Consider the following 21,936-nt stretch of genomic DNA (forward strand, 5'->3'; position numbering starts at 1 on the left):
ATCCTGCGGGTCTGCAGCAGCGGACTCTCACCGTTGCACGCAACCGCCGTGTCGGCACGGCGGAGTCTGTCGGGATCGCCACTGGACCGGGGAATGGCTTTTCGTCATGAGCGAAACGGCTCGTGCAGATCTGGATCCAAGAATGGGCAGGACGGCAGCAGCCATCGGCTGAATGCCACTATGCAATCTGCTCAATGCAGCGCATACTGACTATCGTTTTGATAGTTACGCACTGGCGTGTTGCCACTTCTGAAGGACGGACATGACAACCGAAATAGAACAACGCTCGCAGACTTTCACCTGGACGCCTCCGAAATCGGTTCTGCGAGAGGCATCGCAGATGAGCGGGCTCGAGGTGATGAGGGCTCTGGCGGCGGGTGAGTTGCCACCGCCACCGATCGCGGTTCTGATGCAGTTCGATCCCGTTGAGGTCGAGGACGGCACCGTGGTGTTCGAGTGCACTCCGTCCGAGGCGCACTACAACCCCATCGGCACTGTGCACGGCGGTCTCGCGTGCACTCTGCTCGATACAGTGATTGCCTGCGCGGCGCACACCACGCTGCCTGCCGGAACCGGGTACACATCGATCGACCTGAACGTCAGCTATCTCAGAGGCATACTCGATTCGAGTGGGCCGTTGATCGCCACTGGAACCGTCGTCAAACGAGGATCCCGAGTCATCTTCGCAGAAGGTTCCATAGTCGACAAGGACGGTAATGTCGTAGCCACCGGGACGAGTTCCCTGCTGGTCATACCCCCTGGGTGACACATGCCGAGCAGCAGTTTCGACAGCATGGGTTGCCCTATCGCCGGCGCGCTCGAACAGGTCGGTGAATGGTGGACTCTGCTGATCCTGCGTGATGCGCTCGATGGGTTCAGTCGTTTCGACGAGTTCGAGCGCAATCTCGGTATCGCGCCGAACATGTTGACGCGCAGGCTCAAATCGTTGGTCGACGCTGGATTGCTGGAACGTCGGCAATACAGCGACCGTCCGCCTCGCTTCGAGTACGTACCGACTGCCCGTGGCCGAGAACTCACCCCGGTGATCATCGCGCTCTATGCCTGGGGCAACAAGCACGTCGACGACGATGATCGTGCGGTCGTATTGGTGGACGAGGCGGGGGAGACCATCGACCCGGTATTCGTGGACCGTCGAACTGGTCGCACTCTGGCAGAGAGCAAGGCGCAGTTCGTATCCGGGCCGAAAGCGTCCGAGTTCTTGCGGAAACGACTCGACACCACTCAGCGTGCGCAACGTCGGTCCCGCAGCCGCGACGTGGCCGTTGCACTCGAACCCGCCGACAGGCTCGAATCGAGACCGATGACACCGCCGACGTCCTGACAGAAAGAGACCGAGTCATGACCACGACCGACCTCACATCCATGCTCCGACGGCAACTGCGCCCAGCGTTGTTGGGAACGGGCAACTTCGGCGGCATTGCCGGAACTGTTGCTCCCGGTGTCGGCCTGGACGCTGCGCGCGCGACCACGATCATGGATCACGCGGTCGAGGTCGGCATCACGGTGTTCGACACCGCGGACATCTACGCCCAGGGCGCAAGCGAACGAATTGTCGGTGAGTGGGTGCGTGCGCACCCGGACGCGGATGTACTGATCCAAACGAAGGCCGGTAACACTGCCACCGGCCCAAACCTGTCACCCGAGCACGTCGTGGGACGCTTGCAGCGCAGTATCGATACGCTCGGCCGCGTCGACCTGTTTCTCTCCCACCGTGTCGATCCGGATACACCGTGGAAGGACTCGTTGCCGGTATTCAGCCGGGCCGTGGAGGACGGCACGATTCGCGCCTACGGCGTCTCCAACGTCACCGCTACCGATCTGACCGAGGTTTTGCACACCGCGGACAAATTAAGCCTCGTTCGGCCGGCTCTGGTGCAGAACGAATACTCCTGGCTCACCCGACGCGACGATCCCGAACTGCTCCCTATCGTGGAGGCCGAAGGCCTGCTCTACACGCCGTACTCACCGTTGGCGAACGGGCTTCTCGCCGGCCGGTACAGCAACGGTGAGCGTCCCGGTCACGGTGACCGTGCGAGTATCGCGTCGGGCACCGCGCACCTTCTCGACGACCCCCGCGCACAGTTTCGTCTGCGCGCGTTCGATGACGTGGCTGCCCAGTACGGACTCGAACCGGCCTCACTCGCGTTGGCATGGGTCATGCACCAACCCCAGATCGCCGCCCCGATCATTTCCGTCAGCCGCGACGAGCAGTGGTCCGCGGCATGGGCTGCCAATCAATTCGTCTGGACACCGGAAGTCGACCTTGCCCTGAACCAAATCCCTGAATGAGGACGAATTCTCAGGCAGTGGATGTGGCTGGACGGACTCGATCTGGGCGGTGTGGCCCGTGATAGTAGACATTGACCCCGCGTAGATCAGGGTTTCCACTTCTGGGCCAGTGAGTCCAGGTTGTGGCCGGCCGTTGTTCAGCGCGCCCTTCCAGTGAGCCGGTGCGGGTCGGAGATGAGCACGCTTTTGCCTTCGACGCGCAGCCAGCCACGGTGCGTGAAGTCGGCGAGCGCTTTGTTCACGGTTTCGCGTGAGGCACCCACTAGTTGGGCGATCTTTTCTTGTGTCAGGTCGTGCGTGACGCGTACCGCGCCGGCCTCGGGATGCCGAAGCGTTGTGCGAGCTCAAGCAGCGTCTTAACGACTCGGCCGAGGACGTCGGTGGAGATGAGGTCGGCGAGGTTGTTGTTGGTGCGGCGCAGGCGTCGAGCCAGTACGCGTAGCAGCTGGTAAGCGATGTCAGGCCGCCGATTCATCCACGACTCGAGAGCGTCGCGGTCCATGCTTGCGGCATAGACCGCGGTGACCGTGATGGCGGTGGAGGTACGGGGGCCCGGATCGAAAATCGTCAGCTCACCGAACATGTCCGAAGGGCCCATGATGGCCAGCAGGTTCTCGCGGCCGTCCGGGGATCGGCGGCCGAGCTTGATCTTGCCGGAGACGATGATGTAGAGCCGGTCGCCCGGATCGCCTTCGGTGAACACCACGTGCCCGCGAGGGAAATCGACAGGCGCAAATTGCCCGGTCAACGCTGCAACTGCTGAAGGCTCGATACCTTTAAATATGCCTGCCCGTAGAAGGGGCGACCCACAGGCAGGGGCGACCCTCAGGAGCCAAGTCGGGTGACTGGTTTGCTTCAACCCCAACGTCTGTAGAACACGCGGTCACGCAGTCGCGTCTCCGGCCACGTCTAGGCGGATGTTAACCATCGCAACGACGCGGACTGAGTTGGATCTATGTTTTCCGTCCCCCGACAATCTAACCACCCGTGGTTTGTGTTTCGCCTCAGGCCGACTGCTTCGCTTCGCATAGTCATCACTCTCTTGCCAAGCACCGGCCATGTCCTGGACACCGGGCCTCGTTCATTCATTCGGATTAATCTGTCGGCACGCGTATCGATACCGAGTTGGGCGCGGTGTTGGTGACTACGACCGAGCAAACGGTGTGAGATCTGGTGAAGCGCCCGGGGCTCGGTGATGCCGAGGGTGAGGTATAGCCGGCGGCGGAGCAGTTGTATCGGCGGTGCGATCCAGAGGTGTTGGCCGAGATCGCCGGGGCTCTAAAGATGCGAACGACGTTGGTGCGGTTGCAGGATCGGTTGGCGGAGCGCGGCTAGATCTCGGCGACTTTGGGACCGGTCGTTTGCAAGTTCCCCTAGTGCGGATTCAGATGAGACGGCACTTCAACTTGTCGAAGTTGACGGCGACGCGGACCTGTAGGCCTCTGCCACGACGTGATTGTCCGACTTGTGCGGGCTGCCTGTTGTGAAGTCCGACCACTATAGTCAGGCCGTGGTGGAATTTCGGCGATGTTCTGCAGCGTTGCGCTCGTAGCTTGGTCAGACCATGAATAGAGTGTCGAACCAACGCTAGGCAAATTTAGGAGGAGGCATGTATGACGACTGGTATGGCCGGCGTCGATCTCTCTCACCTTCCCAGGCCCGCTGTCGGCAAGGCGTCGACACACGGAGGTCCTCCGGTTCCACCTGCACAACGGATCTATTTTTACTCAAGCGGTGACTGGGAGGACTTTATTGCCGAGTGGGCGCGTGGCCTGGAAGATAGCTATGTTCAGATTAAACGGCTTGGTGGCACCGGAGATCAAGGGATCGACGTGGCAGCTTTCAAGACAGAGTTTGGTCTTGAGGGGGCATGGGATTGCTTCCAGGGTAAGCATTACGCTCGAGAGCTGAGGCCTGCTGACGCTTACCCGGAAATGCTCAAAGTGTTTCTCCACGTCGACGCGCAGGACTATGTCATGCCGGATAGCTATCAGTTCCTCGCGCCGAAAGGTTGTGGCGGGACACTTAACCGACTACTTAGCAAACCAACTAAGCTACGCGCACAATTCATTGCGGCATTGGACGCAGCGGGAACTTTGACAAAGGAAATAGACGCCGATGTGCTGCTCCGCATCCGACTCCTCTCGGCGGAGACAGACTTCTCCATGTTTAGGTCGATAGAGCTGCTTGATGCCTTGGAGACACATTCAAGAACGAAATACCATCATGGGCGGTTTGGTGGACCGGTGCTAACTCGATCTGAGGTTGCCCAGCCCCCGAGCAAGCTCGGCTTGCACGAGACCAACTATGTAGTTGAGTTACGTAACGTCTATGCTGAAGCGTGCGCAGACGACCTCAGCGACGGAAATCTACTTGCTGAGCATCCGAAGTTCGGTGACCATTTCAAGCGCCAACGTCTTAGCTTCTATTCTGCGGAGGCGCTACGCATGGACGTGCGCGATTCCGTACCGGATGGAACGTTTGAATCATTGCAGGGCGATGTGCATGCCGGAGTTATTGAGATTGTGGACGCTGAGCATAGTTCTGCAATGTTCCGACTGACAGCGGCACTAAACCAAGCAACGTTGCTCGACCTCAGCGCGCATGCCCTGGTGTCTGTGGCCCGACCGGAGGATCGCAAGGGCATATGCCACCAGCTTGCGAATGACTCTCGCTTGGAGTGGGCGCGGGGGGCAAGGTCGTGAAGCCACTCAACAGTCCGGTTGAGGTCGGTTTGCGCGTCCTGATGGTCTTGACAGAGGCGTTTCCCGAGCATCTGGATATGGATCAGTTGTTATTGCTGGACCACAGTTTGCTCCATAGCGCAGACTTTGGGGGACCGGAAAGTCTGCACCCGCCGGTACCTGTACGCGCAGGCGAGCTGGGCGTAAAACGCCACCTGATCGAAACTGGCCTCGAGGTGATGATTCGTGCTCACTTGATACACGGCGGTGTAAGCGAGCGAGGCATCGAATTCTGGGCCAGCGAGGCAGCAGACGGATTCACAAAATTGCTGCAGACGGAGTATGCGTTGCAGTTGAGAGTGCGGGCATCATGGGTTGTGGGTAACTTCGGGTCTTTAGACGAGCCCACCCTGCGTGCGGCGATGAGTTCAGTGACAAAGCATTGGTCACAGGAATTTGCTCAAGTTATCGACCAGGAAAGGCTGCGCTGAGATGTCGCAGATCAGACTCACCCATCTGACCTTCATCGGCGCAACGGTGGAGCCCGCACGGGTGGTGTTCGGGCCTGCGGTGACGTTGGTCCGTGGGCCTTCCGATACAGGGAAGTCCTTCATAGTTGATGCCTTGGATTTTATGATGGGTGCTAACGCGTTAAAGGAAATACCAGAGCGGCAAAATTATTCTACGGTGTTGCTTGGCGTTCAAATGCCTGATGAGCGTCTTGTGACTCTGACTCGATCGGTGGACGGTGGAAACTTCGGCCTCTACAGGTCAGACATCCGAAGTGGCCCGCTCGCCCCGCCAGATGAGACTTTGACTCCAAAGCATAATGTCGCGTCCGAGACCAACATCTCGCGATTCTTCCTTGCGTGCATAGGACTTGATGGGCGCCGGGTTCGAAAAAATCTACGCAATGCGACTGACAGTCTGAGCTTTCGGAACGTGGTCAACTTATGTGTGGTCGATGAGACACAGATGCAGGCTGACACACCGCCGGCTTTGACGGGAAACTACGTCACGAGGACCAAGGAGGTATCGGTTCTCAAGATGTTCTTACAGGATTCTGACGATTCTGATCTGGTGGAAGTCGAGTCGAAATCTGACGTAGCGAAGGTGAGTGCAGCAAAAATTGAGGTGATAGACCGCATGCTGGCGAACCTAGAAGCGGCGCTAGCCGACGCGCCGGAGGCCACAATATTGCGGGACCAGCTCGCCCGGTTGAACTCGACAATTGAGCAGCAGAGCGCATCCATCGGCGGTCTACTTGAGAGACGCGCGACGGTTAATAGTGAACTCCGATCACAACAGGATCAGTTTTCTAAGCTTGAAGTCGAGTGGGGCGACACATTCGCGCTGCAGAATCGATTTTTCTTATTGCACCGAAAGTATTTGTCGGACCTCGCGCGTCTAGATACTGTGCGGGAGGCGGGAAACTTGCTGGGCTATTTCGCGGTCGGAACCTGTGTATTTTGTGGCGCGGAGGCCGAGGACCAACACTACAACACTGATTGTAACGGGGAAGCAACAAATTTTGGTTCAGCGATCGATGAACAGTCACGTCGTACCCGCGCGTTGTCAGATGATCTGCAATCGACCATCGACGACCTCGTAGTACGTCGAAAAGAACTTAAGGAACTTGCTCGCCTGTCGTCAGCGGAGCAATCGAGATTGAGGTCTCGGTTAGCAGATGACGAGCGCACCTTGGCCGTTGATAATTCGGCGCTGAACGAGTACATCCGTAAGCGAAGCGACGTCGAGCGCTCGTTGGGATTGTATGATCAAATTGAATCTCTCGAAAAGATGAAGCTCGTTGTCCTCGATGAATCGACTGCGGAAACAGCCGCTGTGTCAACATCAGTCAGCCTGCGGGCTCAGCGCGAATTTTCGCGCGAATTGGTAGATCGTCTCAAGTCATGGGGCTACCCAAAACCCACCGAGGTTCGTTACGACGCATCCGTGCAGGACATTATTGCTGGTGATCAGATGCGATCAGCCCACGGCAAGGGAGTTCGCGCAATTTTGCATGGTGCCTTCACTCTTGCGCTTGCGCAGTATTGTTCCGATCGAGTAATCGCGCATCCGGGATTTGTTGTACTCGACAGTCCGCTCGTAACCTACCGACCTCCAGATCAGCCCCAGGTAGATGTAGGAGAGCCGCCGCGTGACGTCGTAGCCGCATTTTATCGAGACCTGCAGCATAATTCCACGGGACAGGTCATCGTCATGGAGAATACGGATCCACCTGAAGCGCTTGACGATCAGACAATGGACATAGTGTTTACTGCCTCCGAAACTGGACGGTATGGATTCTTCCCAGTGCCCTAGACAGGTTTTTAGGTCTGGGCCACATTTCAGCATTTACTATTTCTGGCGTGTGCGGATTCTTTGTCGGATTCGAAGCTACTCAAAGGCTTTGTTTGAGATCGATGTGAGTCTCCGCGCTTCGTTCCCGCGTCCATTGTTGTGTTGAGTTTATGGCTGCTCGCTTGATTAAAAACAGGGAGTGAGGGGGAGTTCGCGACAGTCGTCGGCAAGCGATCTTTCGATCATGGCTCAGTAGTGCCGCGGTGTGTCAACGGTGCTCAGACGCCACCACTTCTGTTTGGCCACGCCATTAGATCGCATTGCTCTATGAGGTCGGCGAGGGACGCCAGTCGAATCTGCTTGATGGGTTCCGGTGGGCATCGGTGAGTGCCACCCTATTTCGCCCGCATTCAACATAGTCCCCTAATGTGCGACTTTTGGTAGGTAACGCGATAAGGTGTCTGGATTGCAGGGGTCAGTCTTCGAGCTCAAAAGTCTGCGACTCTACGGTAAGGCCAGAAATGAGGTCGACCTCTCGAATAGCTTTATTGATATTGTGTCTGACGACAATCAAATAGATCAGAGTCAAGACGCATACAATCGAGGCTGTAAGCCATGTAAGGGCGATTACACGACCGCTCATATTGACGAAAATCGGCACTGTTGCCATCGTGGTGAAGAAGGCGGACATGCCGACGACGAATCTAGGAACGGCCAGCAAGCTGGCGCGCACCTCATGTTCCCCTGGCTGCGCGAAATAAGCTGAGACCAAAGAAGGTATAATTAGAAGCAACGCCACAGTTGAACCCGATGTAGCGGTAGCAATATTGTTGAGTCGGCCGTCCGATGCATGCAGGATTACTCCGAGAGTGAGGATGAGCATGGCTGAAGCGACGGAGATGAAAGATGGTATTAGAAATGAGCGCGTGGTCGGCCTTAGCTCTAGGTAAAGATTATAAACGTCAGAGGATTCAGAATTGAGGTACAGTGTCGCGGCAGAGCGAGTGGTCATCTGATGTATGGAGTTCGACGGGCGAAGAGTGCCCGACGCTTCCTCTGTACCCGATAGCCCTTGTGTGACAATTGGTTCGGTCGCAAATGTGCCCTCAGGGGCATTCAGTCGAATATGTTCTCGCTGGGCTAGTCCGCTATTAGTTGCGGTGTATTGAATCAATACACCATCAATGGCAAGTCTTTCCTTGATCGATCTCTGCCCCAGTACGGGCTCGCTGTCAGTGATACTTGTTTTTAGTATAAAATCCGTATCTAGTGAACCGGAAGTAACAAAGACGATAGGCATGAATTGTAAGGTAAAGGTCGCCATAAACTGTCGGAATTTTGGATCACCGAACGCTCGGTCCCACGTCTCGACCTGGAGGGCACTGCTCGACTGTCCTGTCTGGATTCCCCAGAGCTTCTTCAGGCTATCATTATTAATTCCACTACTGACTGCTTGCACGATGTCGTCGGTGGGGAACGAATGTGCAATGTTATACACTTTGTCAATAGCAGTACTGGAGAACTCCATCGGATCAATACCGCTCTTCTCCGCGCATGCAAGAATGAGTGCCTGTGCAGCAACAGAGTCGCGCGAGCTCGTTACGAGCGGAATCGCGGCTCCGTTCCCATCTCGGATACTGAAGTCGACCAAGAGTCCTTTTGGCATCAGTTCCAGGGGGATGAAAATTCCGTTTGCGATCGAGATTTGGTGCTTGCGTGCCCGGCGGAGAAGCTCCGGACCTGAAATAGTCATCGAGACGGATCTGCGGGCTCGCTGCAGATCCACGAAATCGATCACCGTTACTCGTCTCTGAACCCAAGACGGATCCTCGACCAGGTCTAGAAAGTACCGGCCAAGTCTGGCTAAATCTGCCCAGTTTTGGGAGCCTTCAGGCAGCTGCATACACGACTACTGAGTGGTGTGGGCTGGCTTGAGGTGTCTAGACATTTTCTCGGAGACCACGCCCCCTCCGCCGGTCTTGATGACAATGGAGCCCTTCGACCCGTCCTTAGCCACACGCTCAATGAGCCGCTTCTGGGCGTCGCTGTGCTTGCCGCCGGCAATGAACTTCAATTTGCCGGTCTTGGCTCGAGCAAGCTTGCTCATGCGTGTGCTGTCGATTCGCTTGTGGGCATGGGTCGGGACCGCTCTCGTTCTCTTCGCGTGGCGTCAGTTTGGCTGTGTCGGCGCTCTGAGCTGGGGCGTCCGTTGCAAGCGATGCTACGTGCTCGACCTTTGAGACCTTCCACTCGCCAGCTCCTTGCCACCGTAGAAAAGATGATTCAGGCTACCAGGGATGTTAAACGAGTGTTTGCCGAGGGTGCCGACGACACTCCGGGGGCCGGTCTGGCTCTGCCAAGAGTGTCAGGGAGGGAGGCCCTGGCAGATCGGACCTCGGTACGCCCCTCTCGCCAGTCTGCGGCTCCATCGTGTGGCGATGCGGGCTACCCGGAGGGTGCCTCGCGGCTCGAACTTAGTGTGGGTTCGTTAGTCACTCAAAACATTGGCCGTTGCAATGGAGTCGCAGGAGCCCATTGATGCGGTGGTGCACTATGTGTCAGACAGCGGAGAGTCGCCGACCTCCGCCATTTCGCTGAATCCCCGCCCCAGTGCGGGGACGTTGATGTTTCCCGGACAACGAAAGCGCTTGCTGCGTCTATGTTTTGGGTCAGCATGGCCGGTACGGCTACTTCGGTGTAAAAGGTGAGCGGCGTCGGGCGCTGCGCCATGCGGGCCGAGCGTTCGGCCATGGCCGCGTCGTGGTGAGAGCGCTGGAAGCCTGCCAACCCGGTTCCACGGGCACCGACTGCTACGCGAATGTCTCGGGTGGAGGGTCGATGGTCGACGAGGGGGAGGGTGATCGGAAAGCGGCGGCGCCCGCCCCAGGCCCAGACGTTGGCGGCACCGACGGGAAGCACGAGCCGCTGCGTGGCGCCGGCTGCAGTGAGCGCGTCGTGGGCGGCAGCGTGCAGGTCGGTCGTGTCGGCGCGGCGGCGCGCCGGCTCGAACCACAGGGTCAGCGCGATGTGCTCGACGCTGACGTCGTAATCCAGTGCCGCGGTGGCGGCGGCTGCGTCGTCGAGTTCGCCGGCGAGGATCGCGCGCACCGCTTCGGCGCGGGTGGCCGCGGCGCTGGCCATCCATCGGTCGCGTTCGGCGACGTACTCGGTGGCCATGGCCCCAGAGAATTCGTCGATGTAGTCGAAGAGCAGCTCGGAGATGCGTTGCATCTGCGGCACGCGCTGCTCAGCGTCGACGTAGCGGGTGCAGGCGGCCATGAAGGCGCGCGAGAGGGCTGCATGACCGAGGCGGACACCGCGCAGCACTCGGTCGAGGGCGACTCCGCGGCGGACGAATTCACGGTCCCCGCGCAGCGCTTCGTCGGTGATGGCCGGCATGGCATCGTCGAGCTCGGCGATCCGCAACAGAGCGCGGATGGCTGACGATTCGGTCCCCATCCGCAGTGTGTCGAGTTGTTCGGTACCGCCGCCGATCTCGGGGATCTCCTCGACGATGGTGGTCGCCATCGCCGAACCCACCTCGCAGGCCCACGCGACCGGACCGCTGCCGATGCGTTCTGCGGCATCGGCGATGGTGGCCGCGGTACTGGCCGGCGCGGGGGTCTGCGGGTCGATGGGCACCAGGTTGCGCAGCCACCCCGACCCGGCCACGTCGGGTGCGCCGGTCACCACGGCCCCAGCTCGATGTTCATGCGGTGGTTCGGGGCATTCTGGAAGGTCGGCGACGCTCGAAGTCGGCGATGTCGGCGTCGTACTGGAGCGTCGAGGCGATGTCGTCGAGCCCGTCGAGAAGCTTTCTGCGGGTGGTGGGATCGATGCCGAACGGCACGGTCAGGGTACCGGCGGTGATGGTGCAGGTGTGCAGGTCGACGGTCATGTTCTCACCGGGGTGCGAGTCGATGTGTTTCCACAGCAGTTCGACGTCGGGTTGGGCGACCTCGGCGGCGAGCAGGCCGGCTTCGCCGGCGTTGGATCGGAAGATGTCGGCGAACCGCGATGATACGGCGACGCGAAAGCCGAAGTCCCACAACGCCCATACTGCGTGTTCGCGGGAGGATCCGATCCCGAAATCGGGTCCGGTCACCAAAATCTGTCCGGTGTCGAACGGCGGACGGTTCAGAATGAAGTCCGGGTCGGCCCGCCAGCTGGCGAACAGTGCGTCGTCGTAGCCGGTGCGAGTGACGCGCCTCATGTATTCCGAGGGGCAGATCTGGTCGGTGTCGACTCCGCTACGCCGCAGGGGCGCAGCGATTCCGGTGACGGTGGTGAAGGCCTGCATGGGTTGGTGCACCTCCGGTGCTGCGCGGAGTTGGGTTGCCGGGACCGGGGTGGCACGCGCGTACGGTCACCCCGGGCCCGGCTGTTCTACTCGGCCGGTCGGTCGGCCAGTAGAAGATCTGCACTCAGGTCGCGACCGAGGGATACGGCTTGCCGAGCCAGTGCTGGAGCTGAGCGCCGAATTCGCGTTGGAAGGACAGTGGGCCCTTCTCGAGTGCCCAGGTTTCGTCGTAGATCGCGATGAACAGCGTGAGGTTGAGGAAGAAGTGTGCGCCCATCTCGAACAGTGCCACGTAGTCGTGGTTGATCAGAGCCTCGCGCTCTTCGTCGGTGAGCGCATAGACGGTGGTGCGTTCACTGTCGGAGAGCTTGGGCCCGATTTCCTCCTCCCAGCGGCCGACGAACTCTTTCGGGTCCTTGGCGTAGGCGTCGAGGTAGTCGGGGTCGCGGTCGACGGTGAACAGGAACTTGTCGACGTAGTACTTGCTCATGCCGGATCTCCGTTCGGGTACCAGGTGAAGTAGGCCTCCATCGTGTGATAGAGATCGAAATTGTCTACGTACGCGGCCTTTTCGGGTCCGGCGATGCCCATCATCAAGATCAGGTCCATGAAACCGTGGGTGGCGTTTCCGTGACCTGCGAGGGTCTCGAGGGTGACGTTGTCGAGGATGGCCTCGATGTTGCCTTCGGAGAGCCAGCGGATGGCGTTGGCGTCGAATTCGGGATCGGGTCCGTGTTCACCGAATTGACGTGGTCCGCCGAGTTCGAGGGACAGATGCCCACTGCCGATGGCCGCGATCCGCTGATCGGAGGGGTACTCGTCGATGACCTCGCGGATCGCGCGGCCGAGATCCCAGAACCGTTTCGGCGACGGGAGCGGCGGGGCGAAGATGTTGGTGTAGATCGGCACCACCGGTAGGTCGGCCTCGGGGCGAGTGGTGATGATCGGGCAGATGATCGAGTGATCGATCTTGAGTTCGTTGCTGAACGAGAAGTCGAACCCGCGGTCCATCAGCCCTTGGAGCAGGAAACCGGAGAGCTCTTCGTGGCCCTCCAGAACATATTTGGGGATGCCGAATTCGCGTTCTTCGTTGTAGAAGGTGGCGTCGTAGCGCGGCGCTTTCCCGATGAGGAAGGTCGGGTAGTTGTCGAGGAAGAACTGGTGGAAGTGGTCGGCTCCGACCATCACCAGGATGTCCGGCTTCGCCGCGGTCAGTGTCTCGCGGTAGGCCTCGACCTTTCGCTTCCACTCCGCCGCGAACGGGGGCTGTTCCTCCACCGGGCCGGTGGTGGCTTTGTAATAGAACGGGTGATGGGTAGTGCCGAGCACTGCCGCCAGTGTCGCCATGAAAAGAGTCTCCTCGGTGAAGGTAGCGGATGGGCTGTAGTGAAGCTTTTACGTTGCGGAGGAATCGGTGTCGGCGGGATCGACGTAGTACGCACCGCGGTCGACGTTCATGTAGATGTCGTTGGCGATGGGGTTGCGTCGTTCCTCGGTGAGTTGTCCGATCAGGCCGGCGCATCGGGCGAGCAGCGCGAAACCGCGCAGCATCTCGGTCGGCAGGCCCAGGTCCGCCAGCGCGGCCCCGCACACACCGGCTCCGTTGAGCGGCAGGTGTCGTCCGACGCCGCGCTCGGACATCCGGCCGATGGCCTCGAACAACTGCAGGTGCGGTCCGCGCAGGCCCTCTTCGGTGGCGATGGAAATCAGCACCGGCGTGCGTGGATCGCCGCCCTTGTGGTTGGGGTGCCCCAGGCCGGGGACGTGCTTTCCTGATTTACGTTGCCGGGCAATGGCATCGAGAGCCATCTGATCCCAACCCTCGTCGCTGTCCGGCAGAGTTCCACCGCCGGCGGCGTGCGCTGCCAGTGCATCGGCCAGGAACTGTCCGCAGTCTTCGGTGACGCCGAGGAATCGCGATCCTCCGCCGAGCAGCCCGGCCGCGAGCGCTCCCTGCAATGAGTCGGGGGCGCTGAGATAGGTCACGCGGGCGGCGATGGCGGTCGGGGTGAACCCGTGATCGGTCAGTGCAACCAGGACGGACTCGAAGACGCGGACCTCGCCGGGGGTGGGTCGGCGCATGGCGACCATCCAGAAGGCGAGTTCTCCGAAGCCGACCTTGCCCATGAGGTCGCCGGCCAGGTCCTGGCCGAGGAGCTTGATCTCGGTGGCCGACGATGTGCCCAGAGAGGTCGGGAAGTCCGTGCGCGGTGTGTAGTCGGCGTTGCTCATCGTTGTCCCTGTCCAGTGGTCGGCGGCGCGGTGGTGGTGGCCGCGGAGAGCCAGGCGCGGACCTCGTCGCTGTCCTGACCGAGTGTCGGCGGTGCGAGGTCGTAGCGGGGGGCGAAGCCGCTGAAGGTGATGGGGTTGCGCACCCCGGGGACGGTTGCTCCGGGTGGCCCGACCTGGACGACCGGTTCGAGGCCGAGTTTCTCGGCGTACTGCACCCCTTGGGCGATGGTGTTGATCGGGCCGTTCGGGACACCGACCTCGTTGAGCTTGTCGAACCAATGGGTCGCCGACTCGGTACGCAGGCGTTCGACCAGCAATGGCCGCAACTCTTCCCGGCGTTCGGTGCGGTCCTCGTTCTTGGCGAAACGGGGATCGTCGGCGAGCTCGGGAACGCCGAGCACGCCGACCAGTTTGCGGAACTGGGCGTCGTTGCCGGCGGTGATGATCAGGTCGTTGTCGGCGGTGGGGAGCGGTTCGTATGGGAACAGGCTGGGGTGCGCGTTACCCATCCGGTGCGGAGTGACCCCGCCGGCGACGTACGCGGAGGTCTGGTTGACCAGCCCGCTCATCGCCGATGCCAGCAACGAGGTTTCGATGTGCTGGCCTTCCCCGGTCGCGGACCGGTGCGCCAACGCGGCGAGGATGCCGATGGTCGAGTGCAGTCCGGCCATGACGTCGAAGACGCTGATGCCGGCGCGGTAGGCCGGGCCGTCCGGGTCGCCGGTCAGGCTCATCAGGCCCGACATCGCTTGCACGATCAGGTCGTAGCCGGGCAGCGATGCACCCTCCGCGGACCCGAAGCCGCTGATCGAGCAGTAGACGATCGCCTCGTTGCGCTCTTTCACCGTGTCGTAGTCCAGGCCGAATCGGCGCAGGCCACCGGGCTTGAAGTTCTCCACCACGACGTCGGCGCGACCGGTCAATGCGTGGGCGACGGTGAGGTCGTCGTCGTTCTTGAAGTCGAGGACGATCGACTTCTTGTTGCGGTTGATCGCGGCGTAGTACGTCGAGACGCCGTCCTCGCGCACGGGCGGAATCCACGAGCGGGTGTCGTCGCCGCCGGGGCTTTCGACCTTGATCACCTCGGCACCCATGTCGGCGAGCAGCATCGTCGCGTAGGGCCCGGCGAGGACGCGGGAGAGGTCCGCGACGACGATGCCGTTCAGGGGTCGGGCGGGGGAGGTGCCTGTGGGAGCCACGAGGTCAGATCCTTTCCAGCAGAGTGTCAGTGGGTGCGGGGTGCACCGGTCAGCCTTCGACGAGGTCGAAGGAGAACAGCCGATCGCGGGAGGCTTCGGCGCGAGCACGGATGTCGGCGATGTCGCAGCCGACGAGCCTGCCGCCGTATTTGCGGACCTCGCCGGCGACGAAGACGGTGTCGATGTTTCCGGGATGTCCGGCTCCGACGATGCTGGCGGCGATATCGTTGGCGGGCAACAGGTTCGCGTCGTCGAGGCGGATCACGATCAGGTCGGCGTCCTTGCCGGGGGTGATCGATCCGCTCTTGTGATCGAGTCCCGACGCACGTGCGCCTTCGATGGTGGCCATGGCGAGCAGGTCGGCCGGGGTGAACGCCGGGAGTGTGCCGTAGGTGTCGGGGTCGATGCTGATTCCGACGTTCTGTGCCGTCAACGCCGCGCGCATGACGTTGAACATGTCTCCGGCGACGGATGCTTCGGTGTCGATGCTCAGGCTGGGGCGGATACCGGCAGCGAGCAGGCGTCCGGTGGCGGGGGCACCGAGGCCGGGCAGGACTGCCTCGACCGCGGCGGAGACCGAGGCGTGTGCGCCGGAGTCGGCGAGCATCTTCAGTTCGTCGTCGTCGCTGGTGCAGCAGTGGATGAACAGCAGGTCCTCGGCGAGCAGGCCGGCGTCGCCGAGCGAGCCGATGCCCCGGAATTCCGGACCCCACGGGCCGTTCCCGACGTGCATCGAGGATCGGATTCCGAGCTCACGTGCCATCGCGAGGTCTTTGCTGGTCACATCGAGAGTGGACAGTTCCGGTCCGCGGAGCATGGCCTGCAGGGTGACCAGGGCGTCGTCGTCGGCGAGAACGTCGGAGCGGACGCGGCGGATGTCCTCGGGGTGGGTGGCTTCACCGCGCAGCATCCACTTGTTGGAATCGATCGAGGGCCAACCGAACGCGAAGACGCCGCGGATACCGGAATCGCGCAGTGCGGCGATGGCGGCATCGGTGTGCTGGGTGCTGTTCTGGATGTGCGACTCGTCGCGCAGGGTGGTGATGCCGGCGTCGAGCGCACCGAGTGCGCCGGTGAGGTTGCCGATGTAGACATCGTCGGGCGTGAATTCCGGGCCCCAGGTGAGCTGAATATGCTGGCGGTACTTCGGGAAGTCCCATCCGGTGCCGACCTGGCGGATCGCCCCTTGCCAGGTGTGACGGTGGGTGTCGACGAAGCCGGGCAGTACGGCCCGATCGGTGCCGTCGATGACGGTGGCCCCGGCGGCGTCGAGATCGGTGCCGACCTCGACGATCTTGCCGCCGTCGATGAGAACGTCACCGACGAAGTCGCCGAGAGCATCGTCCTGGGTGAGCAGATGCGCGCCGCGAATGAGGATGCGGCCCTCGGGGATTGCTGAACTGGTGGGGGTGGTCATCGGTGATCTCCTTCTGCACTGAGTCGGTCGGTGACACCGAGGCGGTCGGCGAACCAGTCGCCGAGCCGGGTGTGCTTGTCGTGGGAGTGGTTGTAGATGCAGTGATCCCCGTCGGGGAACTCGCTGAACGTCTTGTCCGACGATGCTGCGCCGTCGTGGAGAGCCCGGGCGTTCTCGATCAGGAAGATCTGATCGGGTGTGCCGTGCATGACGTGCAGAGGGCAGGTCAAGCCCGAGAGGGTCTCGTCGGTGAGCACGAAGGCGTTCATCGTCTCGACGGCCTTGTCGGGGTCGTCGATCCCCAGCAGCGCTTGCACTTTGGTCACGAAACGCTTGTAGCGATCGAGGATTTCCGCCGGGCGGACGGTGCCGCCGTTGACCGCGCAGGCCGCGATGCGGGAGTCGCTGGCCGCGACGAGCGCTGCGAGGTAGCCGCCCATGCTGTTGCCCCAGATCCCGATTCTGTCGCTGAGACGGTCATCGGTCTGCAGATGATCGATCAGGGCCGAAAACGCTTCGGGGACATCGGCATCGAGATACAGGCCCTGCAGGATCCGACTCTCGCCCTGGCCTGGTCCGTCGACGAGGAACACCGCGATCCCGCGGGCGAGCAGATACGTTGCGCCCACGTGGTATTCCTCGCGCCATCCGTCGAACCCGCCCATGACGATCACCACCGGGGGAGTGTCGATACCGGCGGGCCGCAGCAGCCATCCGCACAACCGTGCACCGCGGTAGGGGACCTCGACGTGTTCGACCGGCGGATCGGCCAGTTCGCCTGCTGCGCCGTAGTATTCGATGAGTTTGCGATACATCGGTTTCTTGTGCGGATCGGAGTCGGGCAGGGGCACCTGCCCGACTCGGTAGCAGGCACTGGCTCGGAGGTAGTCACTGCGAGCGGTGACCAGATGTCCCTCGGACTTCGATGCGGCCGCCGAGGCTGCGATGCGCTCGCCCAGTTGTGCGCCGGCATCGGCCCACGGGATACCGGAGTCGGCGAGTGCGTAGAGCTCGGTGACGTCGGCGTAGTCCAGGCCGTTGCCGATCAGTCGCTGCAACGGCATCGCCCGCTTGCGGGCAGCGACTTCCGCTGCCCACGGCGGTGTGGTGTCGGTGGTCTCTGCCACGTCAGACACCTGCCGTGGCCGCGTCGACGGCGCGATCGGGCTGCGCTTCGTCGGGCTGGGGGACCCGGGCGGGGGTGGGGAAGCGGCCGGCGAGACCGTCGGCGAGCGAGTCGAGCAGTGCTCCTGTCTGGGAGGCCTGTTCGGCGGATCCGAAGAGCCAGAAGTCCGGTCGGATCAGCACCGTGGTGGCACCGAGGCCGCTCAGCCACTGCAGGTAGGTGCCATCGACGTCGACGATCTTCGCGCCAGATCCGGGTGCCCCGACATGGGCGGTGATGATGCCGATGCGGTCGATGAGGTCACGTTGCTGCTCGGACAGTGACGTCAGAGCGTCGGCGTCGGTGGTCAGCAGAACCCAGCCGGTTCCGACGAGATTGTCGAACAGGCCCTTCGTGCCGTCGACCTCGACCATGCCCTGCACGCCGACCGTGCTGGCGGTGGGATCGTTCGGACGCACGAACGACGTCGGGCCGGGGATCTCGGGCATCGGAGGAATCAGCGACGGGTCGGCCATCGCAGCTTTGAGGCCCTGATCTCGCATGGCCGCGATCTCGGGGTCGGTGATCACGCACGGCAGTCCGATTTCGCGGGAGAGATTCATCCACGCGACGAAAATGGGCTTGCGGTCGGCGGTGTAGCTGTCGAGGATCTGCGGCGATGCCTGATCACGCAGCACCAGGTTCAGCCTCCACGCGAGCGAGGATGCATCGCGGATGCCGTTGCACATTCCCTCACCGGCGAAAGGCCACAACACATGGGCGGAGTCTCCGGCGAGGAACACTCGACCATCCTGCCAATGCTCGGCGACCACTTCCCGGAAGTTGTAGACCGGACGGCGCAGGATCTCGACATCGTCGGGGCCCACCCAGGGCTTCAACAGCTCCCATACCCGCTCTTCGGTGAAGTCCTCCGGCTTCTCGCCGGGCAACAGTGTCCACTCCCACCGGTGGTGGTGAGCACCGAGCTGGAACAGACATCCCGGCCGCTCAGGGTCGGCGAACTGACCGTTGTCGAACTCGAAGTTGAGCTTGTGCTTCTCGCGGCAGTCGACGACGAGCTGGTTGTAGTCGCAGTTGCCGACCCAGGTCTTGATCCCTAGGCGCTCGCGGATGGAGCTGTTAGCGCCGTCCGCGGCGATGAGGTACTTCGCCCGCACCTGAGTCTGCTCGCCGCTCTTGCGGTGCTCGAGGGTGATGGTCACCCCGTCGTCGTCCTGCTCGAAGCCCACGGCCTTGGTGCCCATGGTGATGTCGACGTTGCCGGTTTCGGTGACTGCCCGGTGCATCGCGAGCTCGAGGTAGTTCTGGTAGAAGATCCAATGGCCACGGTGACCGTGGGGGCCGACCTGCGACCAGTCCATGCGCAGCAGCAGCTCGCCGTCGAAAGCCTTGGTGCGCATGTCGTACATGTCCCACGGCACCGCGTCGGACTTGAATTCTTCGTCGATGCCGATCTTCTGCAGCGTGCGGACGATCTCGTCGTCCATGTGGCCGGCGCGGGAGAGGCCGTACAGGGTCTCGTAGGCCTCGAACGCGGCAACGGAATGCCCTGCCTGCCCGAGCTGGGCACTGAGCATCTGCCCGACGGGTCCGAAACCGATGACTACAACGTCGTAGTTCTTCATCGCTGGTGGGTCCTTTCGAGTACTTCTGTCTGCCGCCGGTGGGGCGGGGTGCATCTGTGCGGTGTTCCGGTCTGGCCTCGACCGTCGGCGCGGCCGCAGGCTGTTCGCGGCCGGACAACCCGGTGAGCTACTCGATCGGACCCTTGCGCTTTGTTTCAGCAGCTCAAGCCTTTATCGTCCGTCTAGCGGACAGTGGTCCGTTCGTGTAGGTTCAAGAATGCCTTCCAAGATTCGATGTGTCAAGCGTCATACGCGTGTAGGAGCGTTGTGCAGCGCACAGCCGTATCGGCATCCGCGCGACGAACTTCATCGGCGACCGGCTACAACTGAAGGTGCTGCACCAACGACATGAGAGAAGAGGCAGTTCAGTGGCTGAACGCGGACAGGGACCGGACTTCATCGAAGCGCTGGCCCGAGGGCTGCACGTGCTCCGGATCTTCTCGGCCGATAAGCCGGTGATGTCGTTGACCGAGGTCGCCGCTGGTGCCGAGCTGGCACGGCCGACAGCCCGGCGGATACTGCTCACGCTCGAGGAGCTCGGCTACGTCAGATCCGGCCACGCCGGCTACACCCTGACCCCGCGGGTGCTCGAACTCGGAATGGCGTACATCGGTGCCCTCAACCTCTGGGACATGGCCAGACCCCACCTCGAAGAATTGGTGGCCTTCACCGGCGAATCGTCTTCGATGGCTCAGCTCGACGGCTCCGACATCGTGTATGTCGCCCGCGTGGCGGTGCCCAAGCTCATCTCGCTTCGAGTCGACATCGGAACCCGATTTCCCGCGATGGTGACCTCCCAAGGGCGGGCCCTTCTCTCGGCGATGGACCGGGGTTCGGTACACGAGCGCCTGTCCGAGCCAACCCGCTCAGGGCTCGCTGCGAAAGTGTTCACGACCGAGCAGATCGACGAGATACTCGACGAAACAGCGCAGCGCGGTTGGGCGCTGGCCGATCAGGATCTGGCACCGGGCGTCCGCTCGATCGCGGTACCGGTACACGACGGCCGTGGAGTCGCACGCGCAGCCATGAACATCACCGTCCACGCCGCAGAAACCAGCGTCGGCACTCTCGAGGAGACCTACCTACCGAAGCTTCTGTCTGCTGCCGCCCAGACATCAGCCGACTGGAGCGCATGGCAGAACCGCCCGATCGAACCCGCGCCCCGCGGCACGTCGATCGACCCACAATCGCGTCCCTGAGGTTGCATGGCCTCCTTGCGGATTCAGCGAACTTCGGCGAAGTCTGTCGACGCCAGCCTCGATGTCCGGCCCGGATGGATGCCTGGCTTGGAGCTGCGGCGGCTGGTATCGCGGTCTCTGCCTATGGTCGCGATGATGCCGTCGTGATGGGTGTCAGTGCGGCCCGGTTGCACGGGGCGATTCCGCGGGCGTTAGCGACTGCTGTGGTGGCTGTCCCGACGCGCCACGATCCGATTCGGTTGGCGGATCGTGAGGCGGTGATTCGGTTCGTCGTTCGCGACATGGCACGTCTGGATGCGGAGCGCATCGATACCGAGTTGGGTGCGGTGCTGGTGACTACTGCGAAGCAGACGGTGTTTGATCTGGCGATGTGTCCGGGGCTCGGTGACGCCTAGGGTGAGGCGCGGCCCGCTGTGGAGCAGTTGAATCGGAAGTGCGACCGAGGCGTTTTGGCGGAGATCGCTGGGGCTCAGAAGATGACAACGACTGTATTGCGGCTGCAGGCTCGGTTGGGGCAAAAGTAGTGAATCTCGACGAGCTAGCCTCGGTGGCAACGCAATTCGGTGTCACGCGTGCACAGGTCGACCGGGGTCATCTCATCTCTCACCTGCTTGACTATCTGGGTGCGCACTTCGCGGATCAGGTTGTATTCATCGGCAACTGCTTCCCTATCATCCTGTCAGCGATGATGATGACGATGATGAGTTGAATGGGTGCAGGACTCGAATATCACTTCTAGTCGGCGAGGAAAGTCTCTAGGGCCCTTTGGTGATCTTGTGGTTTCAGTGTAACGCGCGGTAAACGGTTCTGAACTCTTCAAGCTCTGCGACCCGTACAGCAACTTCGACCCAAGTCTCTTCGAGGTCGTTGTCTGTCAGCGTTCGCAGTGTTCGCGCTGCGTCGACGGATTTTGGAGACTCGACACCCCGAGGAGTTGCGGACAAGATGCAAGATGTGATTGTTGCAAGGCTCTTAAATGCCGAGTATTCGGCAAGATCTGCCGCCCACCAATTTAATGGTCGGTCATTTTCTATGGCTTTCCTGAGCTGCTGAAACGCCTGCCGTGTCGCAGCTAAGGCGCTGACCTCATCGGCGGTCAGAGACCGCTCGGCGGACACCTTCACCAGTAATTACTCGATGTTTCCATCAATCTGCGCGGCGCGGTTTTGGCATTGCCAAACAAGATCGTTGTTCTTCTGGCCTCTTAGCGACCCTGAATGCAACGAGTCCCATGACTTCCACGTCGAGAAGAAATCACCGTACAAACGGTGAAACTCGTTAACGGCTTGTAAATCAAACTCGCGTAGCTTCTTGATTCTGTCCCACCTATCTGTGATTCGGGCCGTCACAAACCATCCTGCGATCAAGGTTAGGCAAGCCGTTGCAGGAGCGACGATGAAAGGCGCGATCGCAGTGATGGTCACACCAGCACTGTATAGGTCGCGAAACCCTGGTTGCCGGTGTGGCGGGTCTGTCGCAGGCATCCGGCTGCATCGACAGCGCGACTTGGAACTGACCTGTTTCGATGTAGGCCGCCCGC

The 21,936-nt window shown here is 61.3% G+C and carries 21 protein-coding genes and 1 pseudogene; 9 read left to right on the forward strand and 13 right to left on the reverse strand.

What is annotated here, in order from left to right; genetic code table 11:
- The first annotated feature begins 262 nt into the window (after positions 1 to 262).
- Genes CH251_RS12960 through CH251_RS12970 form a run of 3 tightly spaced genes read left to right on the forward strand, consistent with a single transcriptional unit; the run spans position 263 to position 2,310 of the window.
- Positions 263 to 766: a PaaI family thioesterase gene (locus CH251_RS12960; protein WP_032391820.1), complete on the forward strand. Its 504-nt coding sequence runs from the start codon at positions 263 to 265 to the stop codon at positions 764 to 766.
- Between the two features lie 3 nt (positions 767 to 769).
- Entirely contained in the window at positions 770 to 1,342 is a 573-nt protein-coding gene (locus CH251_RS12965) for a helix-turn-helix domain-containing protein (RefSeq protein WP_032391821.1), read from the forward strand.
- 17 nt (positions 1,343 to 1,359) lie between these two features.
- Positions 1,360 to 2,310, forward strand: coding sequence for an aldo/keto reductase (locus CH251_RS12970; RefSeq protein WP_032391822.1), 951 nt, complete (start codon positions 1,360 to 1,362; stop codon positions 2,308 to 2,310).
- A gap of 137 nt (positions 2,311 to 2,447) precedes the next feature.
- Here the strand turns inward: CH251_RS12970 and CH251_RS12975 are convergent.
- Positions 2,448 to 3,139 (reverse strand): annotated as a pseudogene (locus tag CH251_RS12975) (Crp/Fnr family transcriptional regulator).
- A 784-nt stretch (positions 3,140 to 3,923) separates the two neighbouring features.
- On the opposite strand from CH251_RS12975, the gene CH251_RS12980 reads away from it, so the two are divergent.
- Genes CH251_RS12980 through CH251_RS12990 form a run of 3 tightly spaced genes read left to right on the forward strand, consistent with a single transcriptional unit; the run spans position 3,924 to position 7,319 of the window.
- A complete protein-coding gene (locus tag CH251_RS12980) occupies positions 3,924 to 5,015 on the forward strand; it encodes an ABC-three component system protein (protein WP_052053429.1) in 1,092 nt (363 codons plus the stop codon).
- Positions 5,012 to 5,485 carry an ABC-three component system middle component 2 gene (locus tag CH251_RS12985; protein WP_032391931.1) on the forward strand — a complete coding sequence of 158 codons (474 nt, stop codon included), beginning with the start codon at positions 5,012 to 5,014 and terminating at the stop codon, positions 5,483 to 5,485. The genes CH251_RS12980 and CH251_RS12985 overlap by 4 nt, the downstream gene beginning before the upstream one ends.
- A 1-nt stretch (position 5,486) precedes the next feature.
- Positions 5,487 to 7,319 carry a hypothetical protein gene (locus CH251_RS12990; protein WP_032391823.1) on the forward strand — a complete coding sequence of 611 codons (1,833 nt, stop codon included), beginning with the start codon at positions 5,487 to 5,489 and terminating at the stop codon, positions 7,317 to 7,319.
- A gap of 454 nt (positions 7,320 to 7,773) precedes the next feature.
- Here CH251_RS12990 and CH251_RS12995 read toward each other — a convergent pair whose 3' ends face one another.
- The 11 genes from CH251_RS12995 to CH251_RS13045 form a co-directional block, all read right to left on the reverse strand.
- On the reverse strand, positions 7,774 to 9,096 hold the full coding sequence (locus CH251_RS12995; RefSeq protein WP_032391824.1) for a hypothetical protein: 1,323 nt from the start codon (positions 9,094 to 9,096) through the stop codon (positions 7,774 to 7,776).
- 111 nt (positions 9,097 to 9,207) lie between these two features.
- Positions 9,208 to 9,405, reverse strand: coding sequence for a hypothetical protein (locus tag CH251_RS13000; protein WP_032391825.1), 198 nt, complete (start codon positions 9,403 to 9,405; stop codon positions 9,208 to 9,210).
- A 389-nt stretch (positions 9,406 to 9,794) separates the two neighbouring features.
- A complete protein-coding gene (locus tag CH251_RS13005; protein WP_143537842.1) occupies positions 9,795 to 10,988 on the reverse strand; it encodes a hypothetical protein in 1,194 nt (397 codons plus the stop codon).
- 19 nt (positions 10,989 to 11,007) lie between these two features.
- Entirely contained in the window at positions 11,008 to 11,598 is a 591-nt protein-coding gene (gene leuD, locus CH251_RS13010) for a 3-isopropylmalate dehydratase small subunit (protein ID WP_032391826.1), read from the reverse strand.
- Positions 11,599 to 11,722: 124 nt separating this feature from the next.
- The gene (locus CH251_RS13015) at positions 11,723 to 12,088 is read right to left on the reverse strand and encodes a hypothetical protein (protein ID WP_032391827.1); all 366 of its coding nucleotides are present in this window, start codon (positions 12,086 to 12,088) and stop codon (positions 11,723 to 11,725) included.
- Positions 12,085 to 12,945 (reverse strand): extradiol ring-cleavage dioxygenase, encoded by an 861-nt coding sequence (locus tag CH251_RS13020; protein WP_032391828.1) that lies wholly within the window; start codon positions 12,943 to 12,945, stop codon positions 12,085 to 12,087. Before CH251_RS13020 ends, CH251_RS13015 begins: the two co-directional genes overlap by 4 nt.
- Before the next feature lie 48 nt (positions 12,946 to 12,993).
- On the reverse strand, positions 12,994 to 13,830 hold the full coding sequence (locus CH251_RS13025; RefSeq protein WP_032391829.1) for a citryl-CoA lyase: 837 nt from the start codon (positions 13,828 to 13,830) through the stop codon (positions 12,994 to 12,996).
- Entirely contained in the window at positions 13,827 to 15,029 is a 1,203-nt protein-coding gene (locus CH251_RS13030; RefSeq protein WP_032391830.1) for a CaiB/BaiF CoA-transferase family protein, read from the reverse strand. Before CH251_RS13030 ends, CH251_RS13025 begins: the two co-directional genes overlap by 4 nt.
- A gap of 49 nt (positions 15,030 to 15,078) precedes the next feature.
- Positions 15,079 to 16,446 (reverse strand): amidohydrolase family protein, encoded by a 1,368-nt coding sequence (locus tag CH251_RS13035; protein ID WP_032391831.1) that lies wholly within the window; start codon positions 16,444 to 16,446, stop codon positions 15,079 to 15,081.
- Positions 16,443 to 17,573 carry a S9 family peptidase gene (locus CH251_RS13040; RefSeq protein WP_052053432.1) on the reverse strand — a complete coding sequence of 377 codons (1,131 nt, stop codon included), beginning with the start codon at positions 17,571 to 17,573 and terminating at the stop codon, positions 16,443 to 16,445. Before CH251_RS13040 ends, CH251_RS13035 begins: the two co-directional genes overlap by 4 nt.
- Position 17,574: 1 nt before the next feature.
- On the reverse strand, positions 17,575 to 19,197 hold the full coding sequence (locus CH251_RS13045; RefSeq protein ID WP_032391832.1) for a bifunctional 3-(3-hydroxy-phenyl)propionate/3-hydroxycinnamic acid hydroxylase: 1,623 nt from the start codon (positions 19,195 to 19,197) through the stop codon (positions 17,575 to 17,577).
- A 368-nt stretch (positions 19,198 to 19,565) separates the two neighbouring features.
- On the opposite strand from CH251_RS13045, the gene CH251_RS13050 reads away from it, so the two are divergent.
- The 3 genes from CH251_RS13050 to CH251_RS13060 all read left to right on the forward strand — a co-directional run bounded on the left by CH251_RS13050 (position 19,566) and on the right by CH251_RS13060 (position 21,105).
- A complete protein-coding gene (locus CH251_RS13050; protein WP_032391833.1) occupies positions 19,566 to 20,396 on the forward strand; it encodes an IclR family transcriptional regulator C-terminal domain-containing protein in 831 nt (276 codons plus the stop codon).
- Positions 20,397 to 20,542: 146 nt separating this feature from the next.
- Positions 20,543 to 20,791 carry a type IV toxin-antitoxin system AbiEi family antitoxin gene (locus tag CH251_RS13055; RefSeq protein ID WP_230598307.1) on the forward strand — a complete coding sequence of 83 codons (249 nt, stop codon included), beginning with the start codon at positions 20,543 to 20,545 and terminating at the stop codon, positions 20,789 to 20,791.
- A gap of 128 nt (positions 20,792 to 20,919) precedes the next feature.
- Positions 20,920 to 21,105 (forward strand): hypothetical protein, encoded by a 186-nt coding sequence (locus tag CH251_RS13060; protein WP_032391834.1) that lies wholly within the window; start codon positions 20,920 to 20,922, stop codon positions 21,103 to 21,105.
- A 421-nt stretch (positions 21,106 to 21,526) separates the two neighbouring features.
- On the opposite strand, the gene CH251_RS27230 is transcribed toward CH251_RS13060, so the two are convergent.
- A complete protein-coding gene (locus tag CH251_RS27230) occupies positions 21,527 to 21,820 on the reverse strand; it encodes a hypothetical protein (RefSeq protein ID WP_143537844.1) in 294 nt (97 codons plus the stop codon).
- Positions 21,821 to 21,936: the final 116 nt, after the last annotated feature.

Origin of the sequence: Rhodococcus sp. 06-462-5 (genome assembly GCF_002258315.1) — a bacterium.
GTDB lineage: Bacteria > Actinomycetota > Actinomycetes > Mycobacteriales > Mycobacteriaceae > Rhodococcoides.

Coding starts and splice junctions, on each gene's coding strand:
- CH251_RS12960 (WP_032391820.1), top strand. CDS start 263: ATGACAACCGAAATAGAACAACGCTCGCAGACTTTCACCTGGACGCCT.
- CH251_RS12965 (WP_032391821.1), top strand. CDS start 770: ATGCCGAGCAGCAGTTTCGACAGCATGGGTTGCCCTATCGCCGGCGCG.
- CH251_RS12970 (WP_032391822.1), top strand. CDS start 1,360: ATGACCACGACCGACCTCACATCCATGCTCCGACGGCAACTGCGCCCA.
- CH251_RS12980 (WP_052053429.1), top strand. CDS start 3,924: ATGACGACTGGTATGGCCGGCGTCGATCTCTCTCACCTTCCCAGGCCC.
- CH251_RS12990 (WP_032391823.1), top strand. CDS start 5,487: ATGTCGCAGATCAGACTCACCCATCTGACCTTCATCGGCGCAACGGTG.
- CH251_RS13000 (WP_032391825.1), bottom strand. CDS start 9,405: ATGAGCAAGCTTGCTCGAGCCAAGACCGGCAAATTGAAGTTCATTGCC.
- leuD (WP_032391826.1), bottom strand. CDS start 11,598: ATGCAGGCCTTCACCACCGTCACCGGAATCGCTGCGCCCCTGCGGCGT.
- CH251_RS13015 (WP_032391827.1), bottom strand. CDS start 12,088: ATGAGCAAGTACTACGTCGACAAGTTCCTGTTCACCGTCGACCGCGAC.
- CH251_RS13020 (WP_032391828.1), bottom strand. CDS start 12,945: ATGGCGACACTGGCGGCAGTGCTCGGCACTACCCATCACCCGTTCTAT.
- CH251_RS13025 (WP_032391829.1), bottom strand. CDS start 13,830: ATGAGCAACGCCGACTACACACCGCGCACGGACTTCCCGACCTCTCTG.
- CH251_RS13035 (WP_032391831.1), bottom strand. CDS start 16,446: ATGACCACCCCCACCAGTTCAGCAATCCCCGAGGGCCGCATCCTCATT.
- CH251_RS13045 (WP_032391832.1), bottom strand. CDS start 19,197: ATGAAGAACTACGACGTTGTAGTCATCGGTTTCGGACCCGTCGGGCAG.
- CH251_RS13055 (WP_230598307.1), top strand. CDS start 20,543: ATGGGTGTCAGTGCGGCCCGGTTGCACGGGGCGATTCCGCGGGCGTTA.